The sequence below is a fragment of the Pseudomonas sp. MF08817 genome (assembly GCF_059862705.1).
Genome location: NZ_JCBCUY010000004.1, coordinates 1 through 22,837, shown reverse-complemented (window position 1 = coordinate 22,837; position 22,837 = coordinate 1). Strand labels below are relative to the sequence as shown.

Annotated in this window: 23 protein-coding genes; 13 read left to right on the top strand and 10 right to left on the bottom strand. The window is 60.8% G+C overall.

What is annotated here, in order from left to right; translation table 11 throughout:
- The first annotated feature begins 6 nt into the window (after positions 1–6).
- From AC19YR_RS03760 to trpE, 4 genes are all read left to right on the top strand, one after another.
- Positions 7–831, top strand: coding sequence for an ABC transporter permease (locus AC19YR_RS03760; protein WP_095108975.1), 825 nt, complete (start codon positions 7–9; stop codon positions 829–831).
- A gap of 317 nt (positions 832–1,148) precedes the next feature.
- On the top strand, positions 1,149–1,823 hold the full coding sequence (gene rpe / locus AC19YR_RS03755) for a ribulose-phosphate 3-epimerase (protein WP_095108976.1): 675 nt from the start codon (positions 1,149–1,151) through the stop codon (positions 1,821–1,823).
- Complete coding sequence (locus tag AC19YR_RS03750) at positions 1,820–2,638, top strand: phosphoglycolate phosphatase (RefSeq protein WP_095108977.1); 819 nt, start codon at positions 1,820–1,822, stop codon at positions 2,636–2,638. Before rpe ends, AC19YR_RS03750 begins: the two co-directional genes overlap by 4 nt.
- A gap of 71 nt (positions 2,639–2,709) precedes the next feature.
- Positions 2,710–4,191 (top strand): anthranilate synthase component I, encoded by a 1,482-nt coding sequence (gene trpE / locus AC19YR_RS03745; RefSeq protein WP_095108978.1) that lies wholly within the window; start codon positions 2,710–2,712, stop codon positions 4,189–4,191.
- Positions 4,192–4,254: 63 nt separating this feature from the next.
- On the opposite strand, the gene estP is transcribed toward trpE, so the two are convergent.
- Positions 4,255–6,165, bottom strand: a complete 1,911-nt coding sequence (gene estP / locus AC19YR_RS03740) for an esterase EstP (protein ID WP_500597228.1) — start codon at positions 6,163–6,165, stop codon at positions 4,255–4,257.
- Between the two features lie 409 nt (positions 6,166–6,574).
- On the opposite strand from estP, the gene AC19YR_RS03735 reads away from it, so the two are divergent.
- The 4 genes from AC19YR_RS03735 to AC19YR_RS03720 all read left to right on the top strand — a co-directional run bounded on the left by AC19YR_RS03735 (position 6,575) and on the right by AC19YR_RS03720 (position 9,826).
- Positions 6,575–7,168: an aminodeoxychorismate/anthranilate synthase component II gene (locus AC19YR_RS03735; protein ID WP_095108980.1), complete on the top strand. Its 594-nt coding sequence runs from the start codon at positions 6,575–6,577 to the stop codon at positions 7,166–7,168.
- A gap of 9 nt (positions 7,169–7,177) precedes the next feature.
- On the top strand, positions 7,178–8,227 hold the full coding sequence (trpD, locus tag AC19YR_RS03730; RefSeq protein ID WP_095108981.1) for an anthranilate phosphoribosyltransferase: 1,050 nt from the start codon (positions 7,178–7,180) through the stop codon (positions 8,225–8,227).
- Positions 8,224–9,060: an indole-3-glycerol phosphate synthase TrpC gene (gene trpC / locus AC19YR_RS03725; protein WP_095108982.1), complete on the top strand. Its 837-nt coding sequence runs from the start codon at positions 8,224–8,226 to the stop codon at positions 9,058–9,060. Before trpD ends, trpC begins: the two co-directional genes overlap by 4 nt.
- A gap of 64 nt (positions 9,061–9,124) precedes the next feature.
- Positions 9,125–9,826 carry a lipoate--protein ligase family protein gene (locus tag AC19YR_RS03720; RefSeq protein WP_500597226.1) on the top strand — a complete coding sequence of 234 codons (702 nt, stop codon included), beginning with the start codon at positions 9,125–9,127 and terminating at the stop codon, positions 9,824–9,826.
- Here AC19YR_RS03720 and crp read toward each other — a convergent pair.
- Entirely contained in the window at positions 9,823–10,467 is a 645-nt protein-coding gene (gene crp, locus AC19YR_RS03715; protein ID WP_095108984.1) for a cAMP-activated global transcriptional regulator CRP, read from the bottom strand. The genes AC19YR_RS03720 and crp overlap by 4 nt on opposite strands.
- A 230-nt stretch (positions 10,468–10,697) precedes the next feature.
- Here crp and AC19YR_RS03710 point away from each other — a divergent pair, with 230 nt between their 5' ends.
- The gene (locus AC19YR_RS03710; RefSeq protein WP_500597225.1) at positions 10,698–11,120 is read left to right on the top strand and encodes an OsmC family protein; all 423 of its coding nucleotides are present in this window, start codon (positions 10,698–10,700) and stop codon (positions 11,118–11,120) included.
- 241 nt (positions 11,121–11,361) lie between these two features.
- Entirely contained in the window at positions 11,362–12,156 is a 795-nt protein-coding gene (gene speD, locus AC19YR_RS03705; protein ID WP_095108986.1) for an adenosylmethionine decarboxylase, read from the top strand.
- Between the two features lie 64 nt (positions 12,157–12,220).
- Here the strand turns inward: speD and coq7 are convergent, their stop codons facing one another.
- From coq7 to hemJ, 6 genes are all read right to left on the bottom strand, one after another.
- Positions 12,221–12,868 (bottom strand): 2-polyprenyl-3-methyl-6-methoxy-1,4-benzoquinone monooxygenase, encoded by a 648-nt coding sequence (gene coq7, locus AC19YR_RS03700; protein ID WP_095108987.1) that lies wholly within the window; start codon positions 12,866–12,868, stop codon positions 12,221–12,223.
- Positions 12,869–13,000: 132 nt separating this feature from the next.
- Complete coding sequence (locus tag AC19YR_RS03695; RefSeq protein WP_017128660.1) at positions 13,001–13,339, bottom strand: histidine triad nucleotide-binding protein; 339 nt, start codon at positions 13,337–13,339, stop codon at positions 13,001–13,003.
- Between the two features lie 65 nt (positions 13,340–13,404).
- On the bottom strand, positions 13,405–14,193 hold the full coding sequence (locus AC19YR_RS03690; protein WP_500597222.1) for an SDR family NAD(P)-dependent oxidoreductase: 789 nt from the start codon (positions 14,191–14,193) through the stop codon (positions 13,405–13,407).
- A gap of 130 nt (positions 14,194–14,323) precedes the next feature.
- A complete protein-coding gene (locus tag AC19YR_RS03685) occupies positions 14,324–15,133 on the bottom strand; it encodes a DUF805 domain-containing protein (protein WP_500597221.1) in 810 nt (269 codons plus the stop codon).
- Positions 15,134–15,216: 83 nt separating this feature from the next.
- Entirely contained in the window at positions 15,217–16,185 is a 969-nt protein-coding gene (locus AC19YR_RS03680; RefSeq protein WP_095108990.1) for an NAD(P)H-dependent flavin oxidoreductase, read from the bottom strand.
- 34 nt (positions 16,186–16,219) lie between these two features.
- The gene (gene hemJ, locus AC19YR_RS03675) at positions 16,220–16,651 is read right to left on the bottom strand and encodes a protoporphyrinogen oxidase HemJ (RefSeq protein WP_500597219.1); all 432 of its coding nucleotides are present in this window, start codon (positions 16,649–16,651) and stop codon (positions 16,220–16,222) included.
- Between the two features lie 135 nt (positions 16,652–16,786).
- Here hemJ and argC point away from each other — a divergent pair, with 135 nt between their 5' ends.
- Complete coding sequence (argC, locus tag AC19YR_RS03670) at positions 16,787–17,821, top strand: N-acetyl-gamma-glutamyl-phosphate reductase (protein WP_095108992.1); 1,035 nt, start codon at positions 16,787–16,789, stop codon at positions 17,819–17,821.
- Positions 17,822–17,974: 153 nt separating this feature from the next.
- On the top strand, positions 17,975–18,325 hold the full coding sequence (gene erpA, locus AC19YR_RS03665; RefSeq protein WP_095108993.1) for an iron-sulfur cluster insertion protein ErpA: 351 nt from the start codon (positions 17,975–17,977) through the stop codon (positions 18,323–18,325).
- A gap of 62 nt (positions 18,326–18,387) precedes the next feature.
- On the opposite strand, the gene AC19YR_RS03660 is transcribed toward erpA, so the two are convergent.
- Positions 18,388–19,479: an anhydro-N-acetylmuramic acid kinase gene (locus tag AC19YR_RS03660; protein WP_500597217.1), complete on the bottom strand. Its 1,092-nt coding sequence runs from the start codon at positions 19,477–19,479 to the stop codon at positions 18,388–18,390.
- 3 nt (positions 19,480–19,482) lie between these two features.
- Positions 19,483–20,904, bottom strand: a complete 1,422-nt coding sequence (locus AC19YR_RS03655) for a peptidoglycan DD-metalloendopeptidase family protein (RefSeq protein ID WP_500597215.1) — start codon at positions 20,902–20,904, stop codon at positions 19,483–19,485.
- A 210-nt stretch (positions 20,905–21,114) separates the two neighbouring features.
- Here AC19YR_RS03655 and tyrS point away from each other — a divergent pair, with 210 nt between their 5' ends.
- Complete coding sequence (gene tyrS / locus AC19YR_RS03650; protein ID WP_500597214.1) at positions 21,115–22,314, top strand: tyrosine--tRNA ligase; 1,200 nt, start codon at positions 21,115–21,117, stop codon at positions 22,312–22,314.
- Positions 22,315–22,837: the final 523 nt, after the last annotated feature.

The window sequence follows — 22,837 nt, the reverse complement described above, 5'->3', positions numbered from 1 at the left end:
AATGAAATGCTGAGCCCCTACATGTCGCCCATCGAACGGGTGTGGTTCTACAGCTTGCGCATTCTTTGCGGGCTGATCCTGTTGTTCCTGATCCTGCCGGTGCTGGTGATTATTCCGCTGTCGTTCAACTCCGGCAGTTTTCTGGTGTACCCGTTGCAGGGGTTCTCCCTGCACTGGTACCAGGACTTCTTCGCCTCGGCCGAATGGATGCGCGCCCTGAAAAACAGCATCATCGTCGCCCCGGCGGCGACGGTGCTGGCCATGATCTTCGGCACGTTGGCGGCGATTGGCCTGACCCGTGGCGACTTCCCCGGCAAGGCGCTGGTGATGGCCCTGGTGATTTCGCCGATGGTGGTGCCGGTGGTGATTATCGGCGTGGCGAGCTACCTGTTCTTCGCCCCGCTGGGCCTGGGCAACAGCTTCTTCTCGTTGATCGTGGTGCATGCGGTGCTGGGTGTGCCTTTTGTCATCATCACCGTGTCGGCGACCTTGCAGGGGTTTAACCACAACCTGGTGCGGGCGGCGGCCAGCCTGGGCGCCTCGCCGCTCACCGCGTTCCGCCGGGTGACCCTGCCGCTGATCGCGCCGGGGGTGATTTCCGGGGCGCTGTTCGCCTTTGCCACCTCCTTCGATGAAGTGGTGGTGACCCTGTTCCTCGCTGGCCCCGAGCAAGCGACCCTGCCGCGGCAGATGTTCAGCGGTATCCGCGAGAACCTCAGCCCTACCATCGCCGCCGCCGCGACGATGCTGATCGCCTTCTCGGTGATCCTGCTGCTGACCCTGGAATGGCTGCGTGGGCGCAGCGAGAAATTGCGCACGGCGCAGGTGTAGTTGCCCCTTTAGGCGCGGGCAGGCCAGCTCCCACAGTTCAACTGTGGTACGGGTGGGATTTTCATTTTTCCTCTGTGGGAGCGAGCCTGCTCGCGATGGCGGCACGCAGTGGCGGTGACGAAGGGTAGGGATAAGACAGTTGCTCCCACAGAGGGAACCCGCGGTGATCCCTCGACCATGATCTGGAACAACACACTGGACACCCCGGGCAGGCAAGCTATCGTCCACCCCCACATGGACCGATCATCGCCGTGCGCACGCCAAAGCATGAGGTATACAATGCGCGCCACCGTGATCCTGCTCAAAAAAGGTGCGTCATGCAGCCCTTCGCTATTGCTCCGTCGATTCTCTCCGCCGATTTCGCTCGCCTGGGCGAGGAAGTGGACAACATTCTCGCCGCTGGCGCCGACATCGTGCACTTCGATGTCATGGACAACCATTACGTCCCCAACCTGACCATCGGCCCGATGGTGTGCGCCGCGCTGCGCAAGTACGGCATCACCGCGCCCATCGACGCGCACCTGATGGTCTCGCCGGTAGACCGCATCATCGGCGACTTCATCGAAGCTGGCGCGACCTACATCACCTTCCACCCGGATGCCACCATCCACGTTGACCGCTCCCTGCAAATGATCCGCGAAGGCGGCTGCAAGGCGGGGCTGGTGTTCAACCCGGCGGCGTCGCTCGACTCGCTCAAATACGTGATGGACAAGGTCGACATGATCTTGCTGATGAGCGTCAACCCAGGCTTCGGCGGGCAGAAGTTCATCCCCGCGACCCTGGATAAACTGCGCGAGGCGCGCGCCCTGATCGATGCGTCGGGGCGCGATATCCGCCTGGAAATCGACGGCGGCGTGAACGTCGGCAACATCCGTGAAATCGCTGCGGCGGGCGCCGACACCTTTGTCGCCGGCTCGGCGATTTTCAATGCCCCGGACTACCGTGAAGTGATCGCCAAGATGCGCGCCGAACTGGCTCTGGCCCGCCCATGAGCGGCTTTGAGCAGCTGTTCCCCGGCAGCCTGCCGCGCCTGGTGATGTTCGATCTGGATGGCACGTTGATCGATTCGGTCCCGGACCTGGCGGTGGCGGTGGATCACATGCTGCTCAAGATGGGCCGCGCCCCGGCCGGCCTCGACGCGGTGCGCCAGTGGGTCGGCAACGGTGCGCCGGTGCTGGTGCGCCGGGCGTTGGCGGGGGGCATCGAGCATGGTGAGGTCGATGACGTCGAAGCCGAGCATGCCCTGGAGATTTTCATGGAGGCCTACGCCGATGGCCATGAGCTGACGGTGGTCTACCCCGGCGTGCGCGACACCCTCAAGTGGCTGCACAAGCAGGGCGTGGAAATGGCCCTGATTACCAACAAGCCCGAGCGCTTCGTCGCGCCGTTGCTGGACGAGATGAAGATCGGCCGGTACTTCCGCTGGATCATCGGCGGCGACACCCTGGCGCAAAAAAAGCCCGACCCGGCGGCGTTGTTTTTCGTGATGAAAATGGCCAACGTCCCTGCTTCGCAATCGTTGTTCGTCGGCGATTCGCGCAGCGACGTGCTGGCGGCGAAAGCGGCGGGGGTCAAGTGTGTGGCCTTGAGCTACGGCTACAACCACGGGCGGCCGATTGCCGAAGAGTCGCCGACTCTGGTGATCGACGACTTGCGCCGGCTAATTCCCGGTTGCCTGGACTCGGGCGCCGGGGTAACGTTGCCCGACGTCGCCCAACCCTGTTCTGGAAACCCCATCGTGGTGGTCACTCGCAAACTCTGGATGAAAGTCATCAAGGCCCTGGCCCGCTGGCGTTGGCGCGCCTGACTCGAGCCTGGCCGTTCATCCGGCCCGTTTTGCACACCTGACCGTTAGACCCTCCTGCCACGAGGCACCCCATGATCCGCGAAGAATTCCTGCGTTTGGCCGCTGCCGGCTACAACCGTATCCCGCTTGCCTGCGAAACCCTCGCTGACTTCGACACGCCGTTGTCGATCTACCTGAAACTGGCCGACCAGCCCAACTCCTATCTGCTGGAGTCGGTGCAGGGCGGCGAGAAATGGGGGCGCTACTCGATCATCGGCCTGCCCTGCCGCACGGTGTTACGGGTGCACGACCACCACGTCAGCGTGACCCTGGACGGCGTCGAGGTCGAAAGCCACGACGTTGCCGATCCGCTGGCCTTCGTCGAGCAGTTCAAGGCGCGCTACAACGTGCCGACCATCGCCGGGCTGCCGCGTTTCAATGGCGGTTTGGTGGGTTACTTCGGCTACGACTGCGTGCGCTATGTGGAAGAACGCCTGGGCAAGTGCCCGAACCCGGACCCGCTGGGCGTGCCAGACATTCTGCTGATGGTGTCCGACGCGGTGGTGGTGTTCGACAACCTGGCGGGCAAGATGCACGCCATCGTGCTGGCCGACCCGGCCCAGGAAAACGCCTTCGAGCAGGGCCAGGCGAGCCTCGCCGCGTTGCTGGAAAAACTGCGCCAGCCCATCACCCCGCGCCGGGGCTTGGACCTGAGCCGCCCGCCCGCCGCAGACCCGGTGTTCCGCTCCAGTTTCACCCAGGGTGATTACGAGCGCGCGGTCGAGACCATCAAGCAATACATCCTGGCCGGTGACTGCATGCAGGTGGTGCCGTCGCAACGCATGTCCATCGACTTCAAGGCCGCGCCCATCGACCTGTACCGGGCGCTGCGCTGCTTCAACCCGACGCCTTATATGTACTTTTTCAACTTCGGCGACTTCCATGTGGTCGGCAGTTCCCCGGAAGTGCTGGTGCGGGTCGAAGACAACCTGATTACCGTGCGCCCCATCGCCGGCACCCGGCCACGGGGCGCCACCGAGGAAGCGGACCTGGCGCTGGAACAGGACCTGCTGTCCGACGACAAGGAAATCGCCGAACACCTGATGCTGATCGACCTGGGCCGTAACGACACCGGGCGCGTCTCGGAAATCGGCTCGGTGAAACTCACCGAGAAAATGGTTATCGAGCGTTATTCCAACGTGATGCACATCGTCTCCAACGTCACCGGCGAGCTCAAGGCAGGCCTGAGCGCGATGGACGCGCTGCGGGCGATCCTGCCGGCAGGCACCTTGTCGGGTGCGCCGAAAATCCGCGCGATGGAAATCATCGACGAACTGGAGCCGGTCAAGCGTGGCGTGTACGGCGGAGCGGTGGGGTATTTCGCCTGGAACGGCAACATGGACACCGCCATTGCCATCCGCACGGCGGTTATCAAGGACGGTGAACTGCATGTGCAGGCCGGCGGCGGCATCGTCGCGGACTCGGTGCCCGCGCTGGAATGGGAAGAAACCCTGAACAAACGCCGCGCGATGTTCCGCGCCGTCGCCCTGGCCGAGCAAACGCCGCAGGGGTGAGGGTTCGCCGTCGTTTGTGTGGGAGCGGGCAAGCCCGCTCCCACAGTGAGTGTGCAGTGGCGTTTAGAAATCCAGGCTTACGCCCACACTCACACCCTGTTGGGTGAAGTCATCGTCCTTACGCAGGTTGTAGCTGCCGCGCAGAGCCAGGTCGGCGGTCAGTTTGTGGCTGACGCCCAGGCTCAAACGGTTCAAGTCGCTTTGCGGGGTGTAGCCCTCGAGCGTGAAGTCGTTGGCGGGCAGGCTGTTGAGGGCGATTTTCAGGTGCTGGGTGTCGTCCTCGAACTCCCGCTCGTGGGCCACTTCGCCAAATACCAGGGTTTGTGGCGTGAGCTGGTACTTACCCTGCAAGCCAACGCCCAGGCGCTTGGAGGTGCGGGTCTGGTCATCGAAGGTCAGGGCCGTGGCGCTGGCGCCGTTCTCCGAGTAACCGTCCACCTCCACCCGCGCATAGTCGGCGCTGACGAACGGCGACAGATGCCAAGGGCTCGCGGCGGACTGGGCGATGTCATAACCGGCGCGGGTGCTGAAAGCCCACAGGTCGCCCTTGGTGTCGCCTTTCTCGCCGCCGGCGGCAACGCCCAGGTCGAACTTGCGCTTGAGGTTGTCGTAATCCAGGTGCCCGGCGGTCAGCGCGGCATCGGCCCACCAGCGGTTCTGCTGGAATTGCGCAAACGCGGTGCCCAGGTAGCTGTTGAGTTTGTAATCCGAATCGCGGTTGCCCGCCTCCAGGCTCTGGCGGTAGAACCCGGTGGCCAGGCCCACGCGCCAGGCGTCGTTGAGGCGGTAGCTGCCGCCCACCGTCAGGTTGTAACCACTGCCGTCGGCGCTGGCGGCGCTGCTCTGGCTGTCGATGTCCAGATGCTGGCCACCGGCGGCGACCATCGCCCGCCATTGGCCCACGCCTTGCCAGTTTTCCCAGTCGGCCTGCCATTGGTTGCGCAACTCGTCCTGGTGGGCGCGGAGCGTGCCTTGGGCCATTTCCGGTAGCAGAGTGATTTCCCACGGTGCGGACAGCAGCGAGTAGGCGTAGTCGGCGATCAGGCGTTGGCCGGTCTCGGTGGGGTGCACCGAGTCGTTGTAGATCAGCTTCGTTGGGTCGGGCGTGGCGCTGTTGATGCCGTACACCGCGTTTTCGGTGCAGCTCTTGCCGCTGAAGCAAGTGGCGCTGAGGTTCTGGTCGGCGGCCAGGCCAAAGCGTGCGGGGTCGGCGAAGGTTTCCTTGAGCATCAGCGGCACGTTAAGCGGGATGATTTGGGCGTCGATACTGGTCAGGCGCTGCACCAGTTCCTGGTTGAAGGCGCCGCTCAGGCGCGTGCCGAAGTCTTGTAGGCCGCTGCCGTTGAGGGCGGGGGTCAGCCCCAGGTCGGGCAGCAGCCACACCATCACATACTTAGCCCCGGCCGTTTGCAGGGCTTGAGCGCTGTCGGCCAGGCGCCCGGCCGCAGCGTAGGCCTGTTCCTCATTGAGGATGCGACCCTGGAGAAAGTCGTTACCGCCGCCGGAAAGGTAGTACAGGGCCTTGGGGTCGGCACGCAGGTTGTTGCCCGCCAGGTAGCCGGGGCGGCTTCTGTCGCCGGTGTCGGACACGGTGGTGATCGAGTCGAGAATCTGGTCGGTGCGGTAGCCGCCTACCGCCCAGTTGTTGCCATCTACCTGGCCTTGGCTGGCGCGGATGGCGGAGGTTGAGGCGGCCAGTTCATCGGCGGAAAACCCCAGTTTGCCCCCCAGGATTTGCGTCGAGTTGGCGCTGCGCTCTTCACCGCTGCCGTCCTTATAGGTCGGGCCGACGCGGTTGGTGTAGCGCTGGGTCGAGCCGGCGGGGCCGTCCGGGTCGGCGAACTGGCCGGCGTCGTTGAGGCTGTCGCCAAACACAATGAAGTTGGAATAAGAGGAGGGCGCGGCAAGGGCTTGGGCGCAAGCGATGCTGAGCAGGACGCCCGCGACGGGTACGAACAACGTCTGTTTAATCATGTTCAAGTCCGTTTATTTATTGTTGTTGTAAGCGAAACGACAGTACCAAAAGCGTTTGTGTTTTAGCTATGGCTAATGGCTGCCATTGATGTTTGTCCCTGCCGGGCCTGTGGCTTATTGCGCCCTCTGCCAAGCTAAGCTACTGTGCCGGAACGTATGAACGAGACTTCCTCCGTGTTAATCATCAACAACCTCTTGATGCTCATCGTCAAGGCTCACGCCCGCTGGCGTTGGCGCGCCTAACTTTTCTCTGCCGGCCTGGCCGGACCTGTACCGATTTGCCTTCTTGACCTGTGGAACCTGCCGCTTGTGCTGATGCCGTCCTAGCGGGCGCCAATGCGCTGCGCAACCTGGTCAAACTTTCGAAGGCCGTATTAAAAGTCAGTGAATTCAAGAGGTTGAAATTTTCATGTTGCTGATGATCGACAACTACGACTCCTTTACCTACAACGTTGTGCAGTACCTGGGCGAATTGGGTGCCGAGGTAAAAGTCGTGCGCAACGACGAGCTGACCATCGCTCAAATCCAAGCCCTCAACCCTGAACGCATCGTTGTCTCCCCGGGCCCCTGCACCCCGACCGAAGCGGGCGTGTCCATCGAAGCTATCAAGCACTTTGCTGGCAAGTTGCCAATACTGGGTGTGTGCCTGGGCCATCAGTCTATTGGCCAGGCCTTTGGCGGCGATGTAGTCCGTGCCCGACAGGTGATGCACGGTAAGACTAGTCCGGTATTTCACGAGGACAAGGGTGTGTTCGCCGGCCTGAACCATCCGCTGACGGTTACCCGTTACCACTCCCTGATCGTCAAGCGCGAAAGCTTGCCTGACTGCCTGGAAGTGACCGCGTGGACCCAGCACGACGACGGCACCGTCGACGAGATCATGGGCTTGCGCCACAAAACGCTGAACATCGAGGGTGTGCAGTTTCACCCCGAGTCGATTCTTACCGAGCAGGGCCACGAACTGTTCGCCAACTTTTTGAAGCAAAGCGGCGGCACGCGCTAAGGACTTTCCATGGATATCAAGACTGCCCTGAGCCGTATCGTCGGCCACCTGGACCTGAGCACCGATGAGATGCGCGATGTGATGCGCGAAATCATGACCGGGCAATGCTCCGACGCCCAGATCGGCGCTTTTATGATGGCCATGCGCATGAAGAGCGAGAGCATCGACGAAATCGTCGGCGCGGTCTCGGTGATGCGCGAGTTGGCGGACAAGGTCGAACTCAAGACCCTCGACGGTGTGGTCGATGTGGTGGGCACCGGCGGTGACGGTGCGAACATCTTCAACGTGTCCACGGCCTCCTCCTTTGTGGTGGCGGCCGCTGGCTGCACCGTGGCCAAGCACGGCAACCGTGCGGTGTCGGGCAAGAGCGGCAGTGCCGACCTGCTGGAAGCGGCCGGGATCTACCTGAACCTGACGCCGGTGCAGGTGGCACGCTGCATCGATAACGTGGGCATCGGCTTCATGTTCGCCCAATGCCATCATGGCGCAATGAAGCACGCCGCCGCGCCGCGCCGCGACTTGGGCCTGCGCACCCTGTTCAACATGCTTGGCCCGCTTACGAATCCGGCTGGCGTGAAACATCAGGTGGTCGGGGTGTTCACCCAGGCTTTGTGCCGGCCGTTGGCTGAAGTCTTGCAACGCCTGGGCAGCAAGCATGTGCTGGTGGTGCACTCCCAGGATGGCCTGGACGAATTCAGCCTCGCCGCGCCCACCTTCGTGGCCGAGCTGAAAGATGACGTCATAACTGAATACTGGGTGCAGCCCGAGGACCTGGGTATAAAAAGCCAGAGTCTGTTCGGCCTGGTGGTGGAGAGCCCGGCGGCGTCGCTGGAGCTGATCCGCGATGCCCTGGGGCGTCGTAAAACCGAGAACGGCCAGAAAGCCGCGGAAATGATCGTGCTCAATGCCGGTGCCGCGCTCTATGCCGCCGACCATGCCAGCAGCCTCAGAGAGGGCGTCGCCCTGGCTCATGATGCGCTGCACACCGGCCTGGCCCGGGAGAAGCTCGAAGAGTTGGGCGCGTTCACCGCCGTATTTCGCATGGAGAATGAAGGATGAGTGTGCCGACGGTTCTGGAAAAGATACTCGCACGCAAGGTTGAGGAAGTCGCCGAGCGCAGTGCTCGCGTCACTCTGGCCGAGTTGGAGACCCTGGCAAAAGCCGCTGATGCCCCACGTGGTTTCGCCAAGGCCTTGATGGAACAAGCCAAGCTCAAGCAACCGGCAGTGATTGCCGAAATCAAGAAGGCCTCGCCCAGCAAGGGCGTGATCCGCGAAGACTTCGTGCCGGCCGATATCGCTAAAAGCTATGAGAAGGGTGGGGCGACCTGCTTGTCGGTGCTGACCGACGTGGATTACTTCCAAGGCGCCGATGCGTACCTGCAACAGGCGCGCGCCGCGTGCAGCCTGCCAGTGATCCGCAAGGACTTCATGATCGACCCTTACCAGATCGTCGAAGCCCGGGCCTTGGGCGCCGATTGTGTGCTGTTGATCGTTTCCGCCCTGGATGACGTGAAAATGGCTGAGTTGGCGGCCGTGGCCAAAAGCGTCGGCCTCGACGTGCTGGTCGAGGTACACGACGGTGATGAGCTGGAGCGTGCGCTCAAGACCCTCGATACGCCGCTGGTGGGGGTTAACAACCGTAACCTGCACACTTTTGAGGTCAACCTGGAAACCACCCTCGATTTGCTGCCGCGCATCCCCCGTGATCGCCTGGTAATTACCGAGAGCGGTATTCTCAACCGCGCGGATGTGGAGCTGATGGAAATCAGTAATGTGTACTCATTCCTGGTGGGCGAGGCGTTCATGCGCGCGCAAAGCCCGGGGGCCGAATTGCAGCGTCTGTTTTTCCCTGAACGCGGCGTGCCGGTGACCGGCTCCACCCTCGACTGATCGACGACCCTTCAAAAAAACCGGCCCCGCCGGTTTTTTTGCATCTTGCCCAGGACTTACCGCCATGACCCAGCCCCTTGCCCTGACCGTCGAAGCCGGCCTGCTCGCTGAACAGGACCTATTGGCCGCCGTGTGCGCTGGGGAACAGGAGTGTGGCCTGTTGTTCTGGCAGCCCAGCGACCGGGCGTTGGTCATGCCCCGGCGGCTGAGTCGCCTGCCCGGGTTCGCAGCGGCCAGCGAGGTGTCGGCGGCCAACGGCTGGCCGGTGCTGCTGCGCGAAACCGGTGGTGAGCCGGTGCCGCAGTCGGCGGCGACGGTCAACATCGCTTTGGTCTACGCGCCGCCGCGCAGCGAAGGCGACCACGGGCGGATCGAAACCGCTTATCGGCGCCTGTGCGACCCTATCTGCGAACTGCTGGCGGAGTTGGGCGGCGATGCGTCGTTGGGGGAGATCGAGGGGGCCTTTTGCGACGGGCGTTTCAACGTCAACCTTGAAGGCCGGAAAATGGTCGGCACCGCGCAGCGCTGGCGCCAAAGCAAGGGCGGCCAACGTCCAGTGGGGTTGGTGCATGGGGCGTTGTTGCTCGATGACGAGCGCGAGGCGATGGTGGCAGCGGTCAACGATTTCAATGAGGCCTGTGGCCTAGAGCAACGGGTGCGCGCCCAAAGCCATATCGCCTTGCACGAACGCTTCGCCGCGCCCCACGCCTTTGCGCGGTTGGCGGTGCTCTATCAGCAAATGCTGGCCCAGGTGATGGCCGCCTAGCGGGTACCGAACACCACCATGGTTTTGCCTTTGACGCTGACCAGGTTGCGCTCTTCCAGATCCTTGAGGACGCGACCGACCATTTCCCGCGAGCACCCGACAATCCGCCCGATTTCCTGACGGGTCACCTTGATCTGCATCCCGTCAGGGTGGGTCATGGCGTCGGGCTGTTTGCACAGCTCCAGCAGGCAACGGGCCACGCGCCCGGTCACGTCGAAAAAAGCCAGGTCGCCCACCTTGCGCGTGGTGTTGCGCAGGCGCTGGGCGATCTGGCCGCTGAGCACATAGAGAATGTCCGGGTCTTGCTGCGACAGTTCGCGGAACTTGTTGTAGCTGATTTCCGCCACATCGCACTCGACCTTGGCCCGAACCCAGGCGCTGCGTGTCTGTTCATGGCCGGCCTCTTCAAAAAGGCCCAACTCGCCGAAGAAATCCCCCGGGTTGAGGTAGGAAATAATCATCTCCCGGCCATCTTCGTCTTCGATCAGGATCGTTACCGAGCCCTTTATAAGGAAGAACAGGGTGTCCGAGCGATCGCCCGCGCAAATGATGTTGCTCTTGGCCGGGTAGCGTTTTCGCTGACAGTGCATCAACAGCTTGTCGAGGTTCTTAATCTTGGGGGTTGGGGCAATAGCAACCATGGTTGTATCCCGAAAAGACTGCACGGTGGTTTCGATTGTTTTTTGTTGAGGGCGAGAGATTACAGGTTGTCGAAAGCGCGCCATTCATTTGGCGCCAGCTTAACAGACACATTCTGAGAAGAATCGGATTTTATCTATCGTCGCCGCAACTTCCTGCCGGGTGCAAAACACAGCCGTTCCAGGGCCCTGTGCTAAGCTGGCGACCCTTTTTTTACAGTGGAGTCTTGGCCATGAAGGCGCGTATTCAATGGGCTGGGGAAGCCATGTTCCTGGGCGAATCGGGCAGTGGCCATGTGGTGGTCATGGACGGCCCGCCCGAAAGCGGTGGCCGCAACCTGGGCGTGCGGCCCATGGAAATGCTGCTGCTGGGCCTGGGCGGTTGCAGCAACTTCGACGTGGTTAGCATCCTCAAGAAATCCCGCCAAGCCGTGGAAAGCTGCGAAGCCTTTCTCGAGGCCGAGCGTGCGAGCGAAGACCCGAAAGTGTTCACCAAGATCCATCTGCATTTCGTGGTCAAGGGCCGGGCGCTGAAGGAAGCCCAAGTCAAGCGTGCCATCGAGCTGTCGGCCGAGAAGTATTGCTCGGCGTCGATCATGCTGGGGGCCGCCGGCGTTGCCATCAGCCATGACTACGAGATCGTCGAGTTGGGCTGAATCGACACTCAAGGCTTCATAAATGCGGTGCAGACTCTGGCGGTCACTTGCTGAGGTCTGCATAATGCGCCACTTTTTTCAGGGCCGTGATTGCCGCAGGGCAAGCCGCTGGTCCGAACAGACAACCAAAATCGCCATCGCGAAGAGGTGTTAACCGTCCTACGCAGGTACTGCGCAAGTATCTGACGGGCATGCTTGATAACGCGGCCGGGCCGCAGTTCATATAGAGAGTTTTTAAACGGTGAAAAGCAAACTCAAGCTCCATGGGTTCAACAACCTCACAAAGACCTTGAGCTTCAACATCTATGACATCTGCTATGCGGAAACCCCGCAAGACCAGCAGGCATACGTTGAATACATCAACCAGATGTACGACGCAGAACGCCTCACGCAGATCCTCACGGAAGTTGTCGATATCATTGGTGCCAACATCCTGAACATCGCCCGTCAGGATTACGATCCCCAAGGCGCCAGTGTGACCATCCTGATTTCCGAAGAGCCGGTGACCCCGACCGAGAGTCAGATTGAAGAGTCTCCGGGGCCAATCCCAGAAATCATCCTGGCCCACCTCGACAAGAGCCACATCACGGTTCACACCTACCCGGAAATCCACCCGGTAGACGGTATCGCGACGTTCCGCGTGGATATCGACGTGTCGACCTGTGGTGTCATTTCACCGCTTAAGGCGCTCAACTTCCTGATTCACCAGTTCGAGTCAGACATTGTCACCGTGGACTACCGCGTGCGCGGTTTTACCCGTGATGTCGAAGGTTGCAAGCACTTCATCGACCACGAGATCAACTCGATCCAGAACTACCTTTCCGAAGACACCCGCGACGGCTACCAGATGACCGACGTGAATGTTTATCAAGAGAACATGTTCCACACCAAGATGCTGCTCAAGGACTTCGAGCTGGACAACTACCTGTTCGGCGACGCCACCAGCAACTTGTCCACCGAACAACGCGCCCAGGTGACTGAGCGGGTCAAGCACGAAATGCTGGAAATCTTCTACGCGCGCAATATGCCGAGCTGATTTCTCCAGGCAAAAAGAAGGGCGCCCTGGTGGCGCCCCTTTTTTTGCCTGTAAAAGCGCTGGATCAGATCCGATAAGTGCTTTTGGTCATGACCTTGGCCAGCAGGCTCATGCCGAACTTGACCGGTGCCGGGAAGCGGAAACCGCCAGCCTCCAGGGCGCTTTCGGCGTGGTGTTCTTCATCGATGCGCATCTGTTCGAGGATGGCCCGGGATTTTTCATCTTCGGCCGGTAATTGCTCCAGGTGTTCGTTCAAGTGCTTGCACACCTGGTGCTCGGTGGCGGCCACGAAGCCCAGGCTGACTTTGTCGCTAATCAGCCCCGCCACCGCGCCAATACCGAACGACATGCCGTAGAACAGCGGGTTGAGGATGCTGGTATGGCTGCCCAGTTGGCGGATGCGCTGTTCGCACCAGACCAGGTGATCGATCTCTTCCTCGGCGGCATGCTCCATGGCGGCACGCACCTGCGGCAGTTTCGCGGTGAGGGCCTGGCCTTGGTACAGCGCCTGGGCGCAGACCTCGCCGGTGTGGTTGATGCGCATCAGGCCGGCGACGTGGCGGGTGTCCTCGTCGCTCATCGCGGCGTCCGGTTGCAACAGGGCGGGCGATGGGCGGTACGGCTGGCCGCTGAACGGCAGCAGGGTGCGCATCGCGGTATCGGCTTGGAGCAGGAGACGGTCAATGGGCGAGTAGTGACGTTGGGTAGTCATGCTGACCTCCGGGAAGAAACACGGCGGGCAGTTTAACCCAATAGGCGTGGGAAGGTTTGCGCTGGGTCATTGCCGTTGAGGAGCGGGAGCCTGCCGGTGAGGGCAGGCTCGGGGGGGCTTGGGCAGTGAGGATCAGCCCGGTGGCCAGTTCATCTGGCGCTGGCCGAGGACGTGCATATGGATGTGGTACACGGTCTGGCCGCCTAGCTCGTTGCAGTTCATCACGACGCGAAAACCTTCCTCGCAGCCCAATTCCAGGGCCAGGCGCTGAGCTGTGAACAGAATATGGCCGGCCAGGGCCTTATCGTCTTCGGTCAGGTCGTTGAGGGTGCGTACCGGTTTTTTCGGGATCACCAGGAAGTGGACCGGTGCCTGGGGCGCGATATCGTGGAAGGCCAGGACCTGGTCGTCTTCGTAGATGATCTTCGCGGGTATTTCCCGGTTGATGATTTTGGTGAACAGAGTATCCACAGCTATCTCTCCATGGTGAAAGTCGGGGTTGAGTGTACCCACGCGCCCGGCGTGCGCCCAGCCTGTTACCGCGGGCAACAGGCTTTGTTGGCGGCGCCGGTGAGGATGCGGGTCAGCCAGCGCGGGCCGAGGCGTGGCAGGAACGCCAGCCAGCGGTTGCGCCGCCCGGGGATGATGATGGCGCGGTTCTTGTCCAGGGCACGCACGGTGTACAGCGCGACTTCCTCGGGGCTCATCAGGCGATTGCGGCTTTCCAGCCTGCTGGCATCGAGTTGCGCGTTGCAAAAAAACGCCGTGCGGGTAGGGCCGGGGCACAGTACCGAAACCTTTACCGCGCACTTTTTCAGTTCTTCGCGCAGGCCTTCGGAAAAACTCAGCACATACGCCTTGCTGGCGCTGTAGCTGCTCATCCATGGCCCAGGCGCGAACGCGGCGAGCGAGGCGACATTGAGGATCTGCCCGCCGCCCTGCAGGGCCATGGCGTTGCCGAGGGCGTGGCACATGCGTGTGGTGGCCAGGATGTTCACTTCGATCAGGTCTTGCTCGGTCATCCAGTCCTGTGCCAGGAATGGGCCGCAGGTGCCCATGCCGGCGCAATTGACCAGCAGGTCTATCTGTCGGTCGCCTTCTTCGAGCTCCAGCAAAAAACCGGATAAGCGCAGCGGCTCGCCCAGGTCGCAGGCGCGGAACAGCACTTCCACGCCAAAGCGCTGGGTCAGCTCGGTGGCGATGGCTTCCAACGGGTCACGCTGGCGGGCCACCAGAAGCAGGTTACGGCCGCGCCTTGCCAGCGCTTCGGCCATGGCCAGACCTATGCCGCTGGAGGCGCCAGAGATCAGAGCGTAACGGGTCATGCAATTCTCCATCGCAACGGCGCGGCCCCGATGACGGTTATGTCAGCGGGGCCGCGGGTGTTCATTCTGCGCAGAGTCTACAGGTTCGCCGGTGTGTATTGCCGGATTGCTGTGGCGACGAGGGTCAGCTTTATAGCGTCAGCAGCGTGGCGAGAATGCCGGTGACGGCCACTAGGATGAACAGCGCGAGCAACACCAGCCACAGCAGGCAGAGCACTTTGACCGATGTCGTGTTCGGCGGCGGTGGTGGGCCGTAGCGGTTATCGCCTTCGTTGCCCGGCAACACGGCAATCACCAACGGAAAAAAACTGCCCACAACGGGTACAAAGTTCAGCAGCCACAGCCACCCTGACCAACCGAGGTCGTGCAGGCGTTTCACGCTGATGGCGATGTTCGCAAAGACATAGGGGATGAGCACCAGCAGGCCGAACAGCGTCCCCACGATCAAGCGATCCGTGGAGAACAGGAACGAGGTGAGGAGTAGCGGAAGCACACCCACCAGCAGCGCGGCCATGGTCCAGGCCAGATAACGCAGGCGCCCGATACGTCCCTGGACGGTGAATACCTTGAGCTCATCGTACTTGCCGGTGCGTGGGGCGATGCTCGGTTGCGGTGGCGCATAGGGCGGTACTGGGTCTGCCACTGGTGCAGGTGCCGTAGCGAGCGGTAGCGCAGCGGCGGGAACGATGGGCGCCTCAACTTCCGGCTCTTGCGCTTCGATGCGCGGGTCGATGCCGGTTTTGTGCAGCGCATCCAGGTAGGAGAGTGCATCCACGTGGCTGAGGTCGCGTTTGAGTGCCACCGGGGTGCCGTTGAACAGGTCTTCGACGGCGGCGAGGTCACTTTTGAATAGCTGCGCCAGGTTGAGTTTGGCGGTGGTGGGCTCGACGCCGTTCAGCAGTTTGCCATCGAAGACGATCCGGTAACGGGTTTCACTCATGCAGGGCATCCTTGTCTGGGGATAGGAAAGGGCCGCAGAGTTTAAGGCCAGCCGAGTTGGGCTGGCCGAAAAATCATTTCAGATTACTGCGGCCAGCGTTCCGGCAGTTTGGCCGCCAGGGCCTGGGCGGCGCGGTATTCCTGGTCCAGGCGTGCAACCAGTTGATCGACGCTGGGCAGGTCGGTGATTTCGCCCACGCCCTGGCCTGCTGACCACACGGTTTTCCAAGCCTTGGCTTCATCGCTCAGGGGCTTGAGCTTAGAGCCGAAGTTGACCTCGCCCTTGCCCTGCAAGGCCGCCATGTCGAACCCGGCGTTTTCCAGGCTCTGGCGCATGAAACTGGCCGGCACGCCAGACACGGCGGCGGTGTGCACGATGTCGGCGGCTTTTGAGCTGAGCAGCATCTCCTTGTAGGCATCCGGCGCGTGGCTTTCGGTGGTGCCGATAAACCGCGTGCCGAAGTAGGCCAGGTCCGCCCCCAGGACTTGAGCGGCGAGAATTTCGTGGCCGTGGTTCAGGCACCCGGCCAGCAGCAAGGTCTTGTCGAAGAACTGACGGATCTCGGCAATCAACGAAAACGGGCTCCAGGTGCCCGCATGTCCACCCGCCCCGGCGGCAACGGCGATCAAGCCATCGACGCCTGCTTGCGCGGCTTTCTCGGCGTGGCGCCGGGTAGTGACGTCGTGGAACACCAAGCCGCCGTAGCTGTGTACCGCGTCTACCAGCTCCTTCACCGCCCCCAGGCTGGTGATGATGATCGGCACCTTGTGCTCGATGCAGATCGCCAGGTCGGCCTCCAGGCGCGGGTTGCTGTGGTGCACGATCAAGTTGACGGCGTAGGGGGCGGGGTTCTCCATCTGCGCCAACCCGGCTTCGATTTCCTCCAGCCAGGCCTTGAAACCGCTGCTTTCGCGTTGGTTCAACGCCGGGAAACTGCCCACCACGCCATTACGGCAGCAGGCGAGCACCAGTTGCGGGTTGGAAATCAGGAACATAGGTGCGGCCACCACAGGCAGGCGCAAGCGTTGTTCGAGCAGAGCGGGCAGCGACATTGGAAGTACCCCAAGTGATTGTGACTGATAGGTATTAGAACGGCCGTACAACGACCAAAATGACGATAGCCAGCAATATCAGAACCGGGACCTCATTGAACCAGCGATAAAAGACATGGCTGCGGGTGTTTTCGCCACGGGCGAAACGTTTTACCTGCGCGCCGCACATGTGGTGGTAGCCGATCAGCAGCACGACCAGGGTCAGCTTGGCGTGCATCCAGCCACCCTGGCCAAAGTAGGCGCTGGGGTTGAGGCTAATCAGCCAGCCGCCGAAGATCAGCGTCGCCACCATGGCGGGCCCCATGATGCCGCGGTACAGCTTGCGCTCCATGATGCTGAAGCGTTCCTTGCTAACGGCGTCCTCACTTTGCGCGTGATACACGAACAGGCGCGGCAAGTAGAACAGGCCGGCAAACCAACAGACGACACTGACGATGTGAAAGGCTTTGAGCCATAGATAAAGCATTTTTAGTTATTCCCAGGTTCACGGTAGGCGCGATAGTAGAGGCTTGGGCGTGTGCCCGTCACCTTGGCGGTTGTGGCCGAACGGCGCGGCCCCTATTATCGACGGCTTTCCAGTGGGTTCGTTGAGGGCAGGTTTATGGTCAAGGTCGGTATCGTCGGCGGCACGGGTTACACCGGTGTCGAACTGCTGCGTCTGTTGGCGCAGCATCCGCAGGCGCAAGTGGTGGTCATCACTTCGCGATCCGAGGCAGGCCTGGCCGTTGCCGACATGTACCCGAACCTGCGCGGCCACTACGATGGCCTGGCATTCAGCGTGCCGGACACCAAGACCCTGGCGGCTTGCGATGTGGTGTTTTTCGCCACCCCGCACGGCGTCGCCCATGCCCTGGCGGGCGAGCTGCTGGCCGCGGGCACTAAGGTGATCGACCTGTCTGCCGACTTCCGCCTGCAGGACGCCGATGAGTGGGCCAAGTGGTACAACCAGCCCCACGGCGCCCCGCAGTTGCTGGAAGAAGCGGTGTACGGCTTGCCGGAGGTCAACCGCGAGCAAATCAAGCAAGCGCGCCTGATCGCTGTGCCGGGCTGCTATCCGACCGCCACCCAGCTGGGTTTCCTGCCGTTGTTGGAGGCGGGGTTGGCGGATACCACCCGCCTGATCGCCGACTGTAAGTCGGGCGTCAGCGGTGCAGGGCGTGGTGCCAGTGTCGGCTCGCTGTACTCTGAAACGTCGGAAAGCATGAAAGCCTATGCGGTCAAAGGCCACCGTCACCTGCCGGAAATCCGCCAGGGCCTGCGCCGTGCAGCAGGCAAAGAGGTCGGGCTGACCTTCGTGCCGCACCTGACACCGATGATCCGCGGCATTCACTCCACCCTCTACGCGACGGTGGTGGACCGTTCCGTCGACCTGCAAGCGCTGTTCGAGAAGCGTTATGCCAATGAGCCGTTCGTCGATGTGATGCCGGCCGGCAGCCACCCGGAAACCCGCAGTGTGCGTGGCGCCAACGTCTGCCGTATCGCGGTGCATCGCCCGCAGGACGGTGACTTGGTGGTGGTGTTGTCGGTGATTGATAACCTGGTCAAGGGTGCTTCGGGGCAGGCCGTGCAGAACATGAACATCCTGTTTGGCCTGGACGAGAAGCTGGGCCTGTCCCACGCAGGCATGTTGCCCTAACAGTAGATGCAAGCCGCGAGCTTAACGTTGCAAGCCTGAGGCTCGCGGCTTGAAGCTTGCCACTGCGGCCATAATAGTTGACCGTTTTTCTGGGAGAAGCGGATAATACGCGCCATCACGCAATATGGCGGCGTAACGCCGGGAGATATCAGCATGAGCGTCGAATCCTTCACCCCCACGGCTTTGCAATTCACCCACGGTGCAGCGCACAAGGTGAAGAGCCTGGTCGATGAAGAGGGTAATGATCGCTTGAAGCTGCGCGTATTCGTTACGGGCGGCGGTTGTTCAGGGTTTCAATACGGTTTTACTTTCGATGAAGACGTGGCCGATGACGACACCATCATCGAGCGCGAGGGCGTCAGCCTGGTGGTTGATCCGATGAGTTTTCAGTACCTGGCAGGTGCCGAGGTGGATTACCAGGAAGGTTTGGAAGGCTCGCGTTTCGTGATTAAGAACCCGAATGCCACGACTACTTGCGGTTGTGGCTCTTCATTCTCTATCTGATCCACAGCGTCTACTCAACGCCGCACTCCCGTCAGGGCTTGCGGCGTTTTGCTATGTGGCGTTCAGGCGGGGTAGATGGCGCCGAGCACCCGTAGTCCGCGAGCGCCGGTGACGCTGGGGCGGTTGGCGGCGATGCCTTCCAGGCAGCAATGCGCCAGCCAGGCAAAGGCCATGGCTTCGACCCAGTCGGGGTCAACGCCGTAAGTGGCGGTGCTGCTGACTTTCGCGCCTGGCAGCAGCCCTGCAAGGCGTGCCATTAGTGCCCCATTTTGGGCGCCACCACCGCAGACCAGCAGTTCTTGGGTATCGCTTTGCGCGGTCTGCAGTGACTCGACGATGGTGCGTGCGGTCAGCTCTAGCAGGGTCGCTTGCACGTTTTCACTGGGCAGTAATGGTAACCGCGCCAGGTGTGCCTGTAGCCAAACGAGGTTGAACACCTCGCGGCCGGTGCTCTTGGGGCCGGTCCCTTGGAAGAACGGGTCGCTGAGCAGCGCGTTCAGCAGGTGCGGATCCACCAAGCCACTGGCGGCCCACTGGCCGTCGCGGTCGAAATGCTCGCCGCGTTGGTGATGAATCCACGCATCCAGCAAGACATTTCCCGGGCCGCAATCGAACCCGGCGACGGGTTTGCCCGTTTCAATCAGGCTCAGGTTACTGAAACCGCCGACATTCAATACCGCCCGATTGCTTGCGCTGCGTTCAAACAGAGCTTCGTGGAAGGCTGGCACCAACGGCGCACCCTGGCCGCCAGCGGCCACGTCGCGGCTGCGGAAATCGCTGACGACCGTGATGCCCGTCAGTTCAGTCAGCAGCGCGGGGTTACCGATCTGCACCGTGAAACCACGGGCAGGTTCATGGCGGATGGTTTGCCCATGGCTGCCAATCGCCCGAATATCTTGGGGGTTAAGTTTTTGCTGCTCGAGGAGGCGATGAATGCCTTGCGCGGCCAACTCGACCCAATGCTGCTGGGCGATGGCGGAGCGAGCGATCTCGTCAGGGCCGCTGGTGCATAGGCCCAGCAACTCGCTGCGCATGGCCTCGGGCATGGGGATGTAGTGGGTGGCGACCAGCTTGATCGCGGGGGCTTGCTCGATCAGCGCGATGTCCAGGCCATCGAGGCTGGTTCCGGACATCACGCCTATATAGAGCGACATGGCTTAGCGCTTGCTCGAAGCCAGCATAGTGGCTTTCTCTTGGTCCATGCGTGCCATCAGCGGTTGGCTCTGTTGCAGGAAACGGCCGCGCTCGGCTTTGGCGATGGGGTCGGCCATGGGCAGCTTCTGACCCAGCGGATCGACGTGGACGCCGTTGACCTGGAACTCATAGTGCAAATGCGGGCCGGTGGACAGGCCGGTTGTGCCGATATAACCAATCACCTGGCCTTGCTTGACGTTGCCGCCGGTCTTGACGCCTTTGGCGAAGCCCTGCATGTGGCCGTACAGCGTACGGTAGGCGTTACCGTGCTGGATGATGACTGTGTTGCCGTAGCCACCGCGACGCCCGGCCAGCAGGACCTTGCCATCGCCGGCGGCCTTGATCGGGGTGCCACGGGGTGCGGCGTAGTCTACGCCCTTGTGGGCGCGGATTTTGTTCAGGATCGGGTGTTTGCGGCCCATGGAGAAGCGGGAGCTGATACGGGCGAAATCCACAGGGGTGCGGATAAAGGCTTTGCGCATGCTATTGCCATCGGCGGTGTAATAGCTGCTGGAACCTTGCTTGTTGGTGTAGCGCACGGCGGTGTAGGTCTTGCCGCGGTTGGTGAAGCGTGCGGAGAGGATAGGGCCAGTGCCGACGGTCTTGCCGTTGACGACTTTCTGCTCATAGATCACATCGAACTCGTCGCCCTGGCGAATATCCTGGGCGAAGTCGACGTCGTAGCCAAATACGCTGGCCATATCCATGGTCAGCTTGTGCGAGAGGCCGGCGCGAGCGGCCGATTGCGAGAGAGAGCTGTTGATTACGCCGTGGACGTAGGCTGAGCGCACGGTGGGTTTGGCGGTGATGCGATTGAACGCATATCCGTTGGCGCCCTTTGTCAGCGTGATGCTTTCCAGGTCGCTGATCTTGCTGTGCAGGTTGTTCAACTGGCCGTCTGCGCCCAGCTCGAATTCGAGTTTCTGGCCGTGCTTGAGCTGCGTGAACTGCTTGGCCTGCTTGCCGCTGGCCAGTACTTCATGCACGGCAGTGGTGGGCAGGCCAACCTTGGCGAATAGGGTGGAAAGCGTATCGCCCTTGGCGACCACTACTTCTCTATGGTTGGGTGCTGCTTTCTCTTCGATGACCACTGGCGCCGGGGCCGCTTGAGCGGTTTGCGAGGCGTCTTGATCGCTGCTTTCGATCTGGGCGAATGGCGATGCTGACACTTCAGTTGTGGCTTGGGCGGCGTCGGCAGCGTCTTGGTCTTGTGTCAGTTGCTCAGCAGGGCTATCCAACTCAAGACTCAAGGTCGTTCGTTTGGCTTCTACATCACTGGACGGAAATACCAGGAGCGCCAGGCTGAGGAGGGCGGCGATGCCACTTGCAGCGAGCAGGTGGGTCTTCGGATAAAGCGGCGGCGCTTTAGACGGTTCAGTGGTCATAGGTAATTTTGACTTTGAGAAGATGAATTGGAAAAGATGAATGACATGATGAAGACGAAATAACTGTATAAAATATAACCAAATCATCTGTGACGCAAGCGCGTGAACGCCAACTTCGTGGATTGCCTTCTGTGCGCCGGGCAAAACTTGTAATTAGTCCCTGATCTTGTATGGTTGGTTCCCTTTGAATCTGAGCCTTGCGGGTCTGTTATGAAGTCGGTTGAAGAGCAGCTAGCGCTGATCAAACGTGGTGCGGAAGAACTGTTGGTCGAGGCTGAGCTGATCGAGAAGCTCAAGCGTGGCCAGCCTTTACGTATTAAGGCCGGTTTCGATCCGACCGCCCCGGACCTGCACCTGGGGCATACCGTGCTTATTAATAAGCTGCGCCAGTTCCAAGATCTGGGCCATCAGGTGATTTTCCTGATCGGCGACTTCACCGGCATGATCGGTGATCCGAGCGGCAAAAGCACCACGCGCCCGCCCTTGACTCGCGAGCAAGTGCTCGACAACGCCGAGACCTACAAAACTCAGGTGTTCAAAATCCTGGATCCGGCCAAGACGGAGGTTGCCTTCAACTCCACTTGGATGGACAAGATGGGGCCTGCGGACTTCATTCGCCTGACCTCCCAGTACACCGTTGCTCGCATGCTCGAGCGCGACGACTTCGATAAGCGTTACTCCACCAATCAACCTATCGCTATCCACGAGTTCCTCTATCCATTGGTTCAGGGCTACGACTCGGTTGCCCTGCGCGCGGATATTGAGCTCGGTGGCACCGATCAGAAGTTCAACCTATTAATGGGGCGCGAGTTGCAGCGTGCCTACGGTCAGGAGGCTCAATGCATTCTGACTATGCCTTTGCTGGAAGGGTTGGATGGCGTCAAGAAGATGTCCAAATCCCTGGGTAACTATGTTGGGATCCAGGAAGCGCCGGGTGTGATGTACGGCAAGTTGGTGTCGATCCCCGATGCGCTGATGTGGCGCTACTTTGAATTGCTCAGCTTTCGCTCCATGGATGAGATCAACGCGCTGCGGGCAGATGTCGAGGCGGGCGCTAATCCTCGTGACGTCAAGATCAAGCTGGCGGAAGAAATCGTCGCGCGCTTCCATGGCGAAGAGGCAGCCGCAAGCGCGCATCGTGCGGCGGGTAATCGCATGAAGGATGGCGAACTGCCGGATGATCTGCCGGAAATCGAATTGACGGCCGCCGAGGCGATGCCGATCGCTGCTGTTCTTAATAAAGCAGGCATGGTGAAAAACTCGGCAGTGGCACGTGACCTCTTGGGGTCTGGTGGTGTGCGTATTGATGGGGAGGTCGTGGATCGCACCTTTATATGCGAGCTGGGCGCTACCCATGTTTGCCAGGCGGGGAAGAAGGCATTTGCGCGTATTACGCTTAAAGCTGAATAAACCCTGAATTAACGGTTGACGGCGATTTATATCTGTCTATAATTCGCCCCACTTCCGGCGCAGTCGAAACGGAAAACTCCTTGGTAAACAAAGAGTTATGCAGGTTTCGGCAGTGCGGAGCTTCAGGTCATCGAAGCCCGAAAGGAGTTGAAAAAGAGGTGTTGACAGCAGCGAGTAACGCTGTAGAATTCGCCTCCCGCTAACGAGTGATCGTCAGCGCAAGTGGTTGAAGTTGTTAAAGATTTCCCAGCGAAACTTTGAAAGCTTCTTAAAATAATCGCTTGACAGCAACAGAGGCTGCTGTAGAATGCGCGCCTCGGTTGAGACGAAAGATCTTAACCACCCGCTCTTTAACAACTGAATCAAGCAATTCGTGTGGGTGCTTGTGGAGTCAGACTGATAGTCAACAAGATTATCAGCATCACAAGTTACTCCGCGAGAAATCAAAGATGTAACCAACGATTGCTGAGCCAAGTTTAGGGTTTCTTAAAAACCCAAAGATGTTTGAACTGAAGAGTTTGAT

Coding starts and splice junctions, on each gene's coding strand:
- AC19YR_RS03750 (WP_095108977.1), top strand. CDS start 1,820: ATGAGCGGCTTTGAGCAGCTGTTCCCCGGCAGCCTGCCGCGCCTGGTG.
- AC19YR_RS03680 (WP_095108990.1), bottom strand. CDS start 16,185: ATGTCGCTGCCCGCTCTGCTCGAACAACGCTTGCGCCTGCCTGTGGTG.
- tyrS (WP_500597214.1), top strand. CDS start 21,115: ATGAAGTCGGTTGAAGAGCAGCTAGCGCTGATCAAACGTGGTGCGGAA.
- trpE (WP_095108978.1), top strand. CDS start 2,710: ATGATCCGCGAAGAATTCCTGCGTTTGGCCGCTGCCGGCTACAACCGT.
- trpD (WP_095108981.1), top strand. CDS start 7,178: ATGGATATCAAGACTGCCCTGAGCCGTATCGTCGGCCACCTGGACCTG.
- AC19YR_RS03710 (WP_500597225.1), top strand. CDS start 10,698: ATGAAGGCGCGTATTCAATGGGCTGGGGAAGCCATGTTCCTGGGCGAA.
- crp (WP_095108984.1), bottom strand. CDS start 10,467: ATGGTTGCTATTGCCCCAACCCCCAAGATTAAGAACCTCGACAAGCTG.
- hemJ (WP_500597219.1), bottom strand. CDS start 16,651: ATGCTTTATCTATGGCTCAAAGCCTTTCACATCGTCAGTGTCGTCTGT.
- AC19YR_RS03655 (WP_500597215.1), bottom strand. CDS start 20,904: ATGACCACTGAACCGTCTAAAGCGCCGCCGCTTTATCCGAAGACCCAC.
- erpA (WP_095108993.1), top strand. CDS start 17,975: ATGAGCGTCGAATCCTTCACCCCCACGGCTTTGCAATTCACCCACGGT.
- trpC (WP_095108982.1), top strand. CDS start 8,224: ATGAGTGTGCCGACGGTTCTGGAAAAGATACTCGCACGCAAGGTTGAG.
- AC19YR_RS03690 (WP_500597222.1), bottom strand. CDS start 14,193: ATGACCCGTTACGCTCTGATCTCTGGCGCCTCCAGCGGCATAGGTCTG.
- rpe (WP_095108976.1), top strand. CDS start 1,149: ATGCAGCCCTTCGCTATTGCTCCGTCGATTCTCTCCGCCGATTTCGCT.
- AC19YR_RS03660 (WP_500597217.1), bottom strand. CDS start 19,479: ATGTCGCTCTATATAGGCGTGATGTCCGGAACCAGCCTCGATGGCCTG.
- AC19YR_RS03685 (WP_500597221.1), bottom strand. CDS start 15,133: ATGAGTGAAACCCGTTACCGGATCGTCTTCGATGGCAAACTGCTGAAC.
- argC (WP_095108992.1), top strand. CDS start 16,787: ATGGTCAAGGTCGGTATCGTCGGCGGCACGGGTTACACCGGTGTCGAA.
- AC19YR_RS03735 (WP_095108980.1), top strand. CDS start 6,575: ATGTTGCTGATGATCGACAACTACGACTCCTTTACCTACAACGTTGTG.
- AC19YR_RS03720 (WP_500597226.1), top strand. CDS start 9,125: ATGACCCAGCCCCTTGCCCTGACCGTCGAAGCCGGCCTGCTCGCTGAA.
- coq7 (WP_095108987.1), bottom strand. CDS start 12,868: ATGACTACCCAACGTCACTACTCGCCCATTGACCGTCTCCTGCTCCAA.
- AC19YR_RS03760 (WP_095108975.1), top strand. CDS start 7: ATGCTGAGCCCCTACATGTCGCCCATCGAACGGGTGTGGTTCTACAGC.
- estP (WP_500597228.1), bottom strand. CDS start 6,165: ATGATTAAACAGACGTTGTTCGTACCCGTCGCGGGCGTCCTGCTCAGC.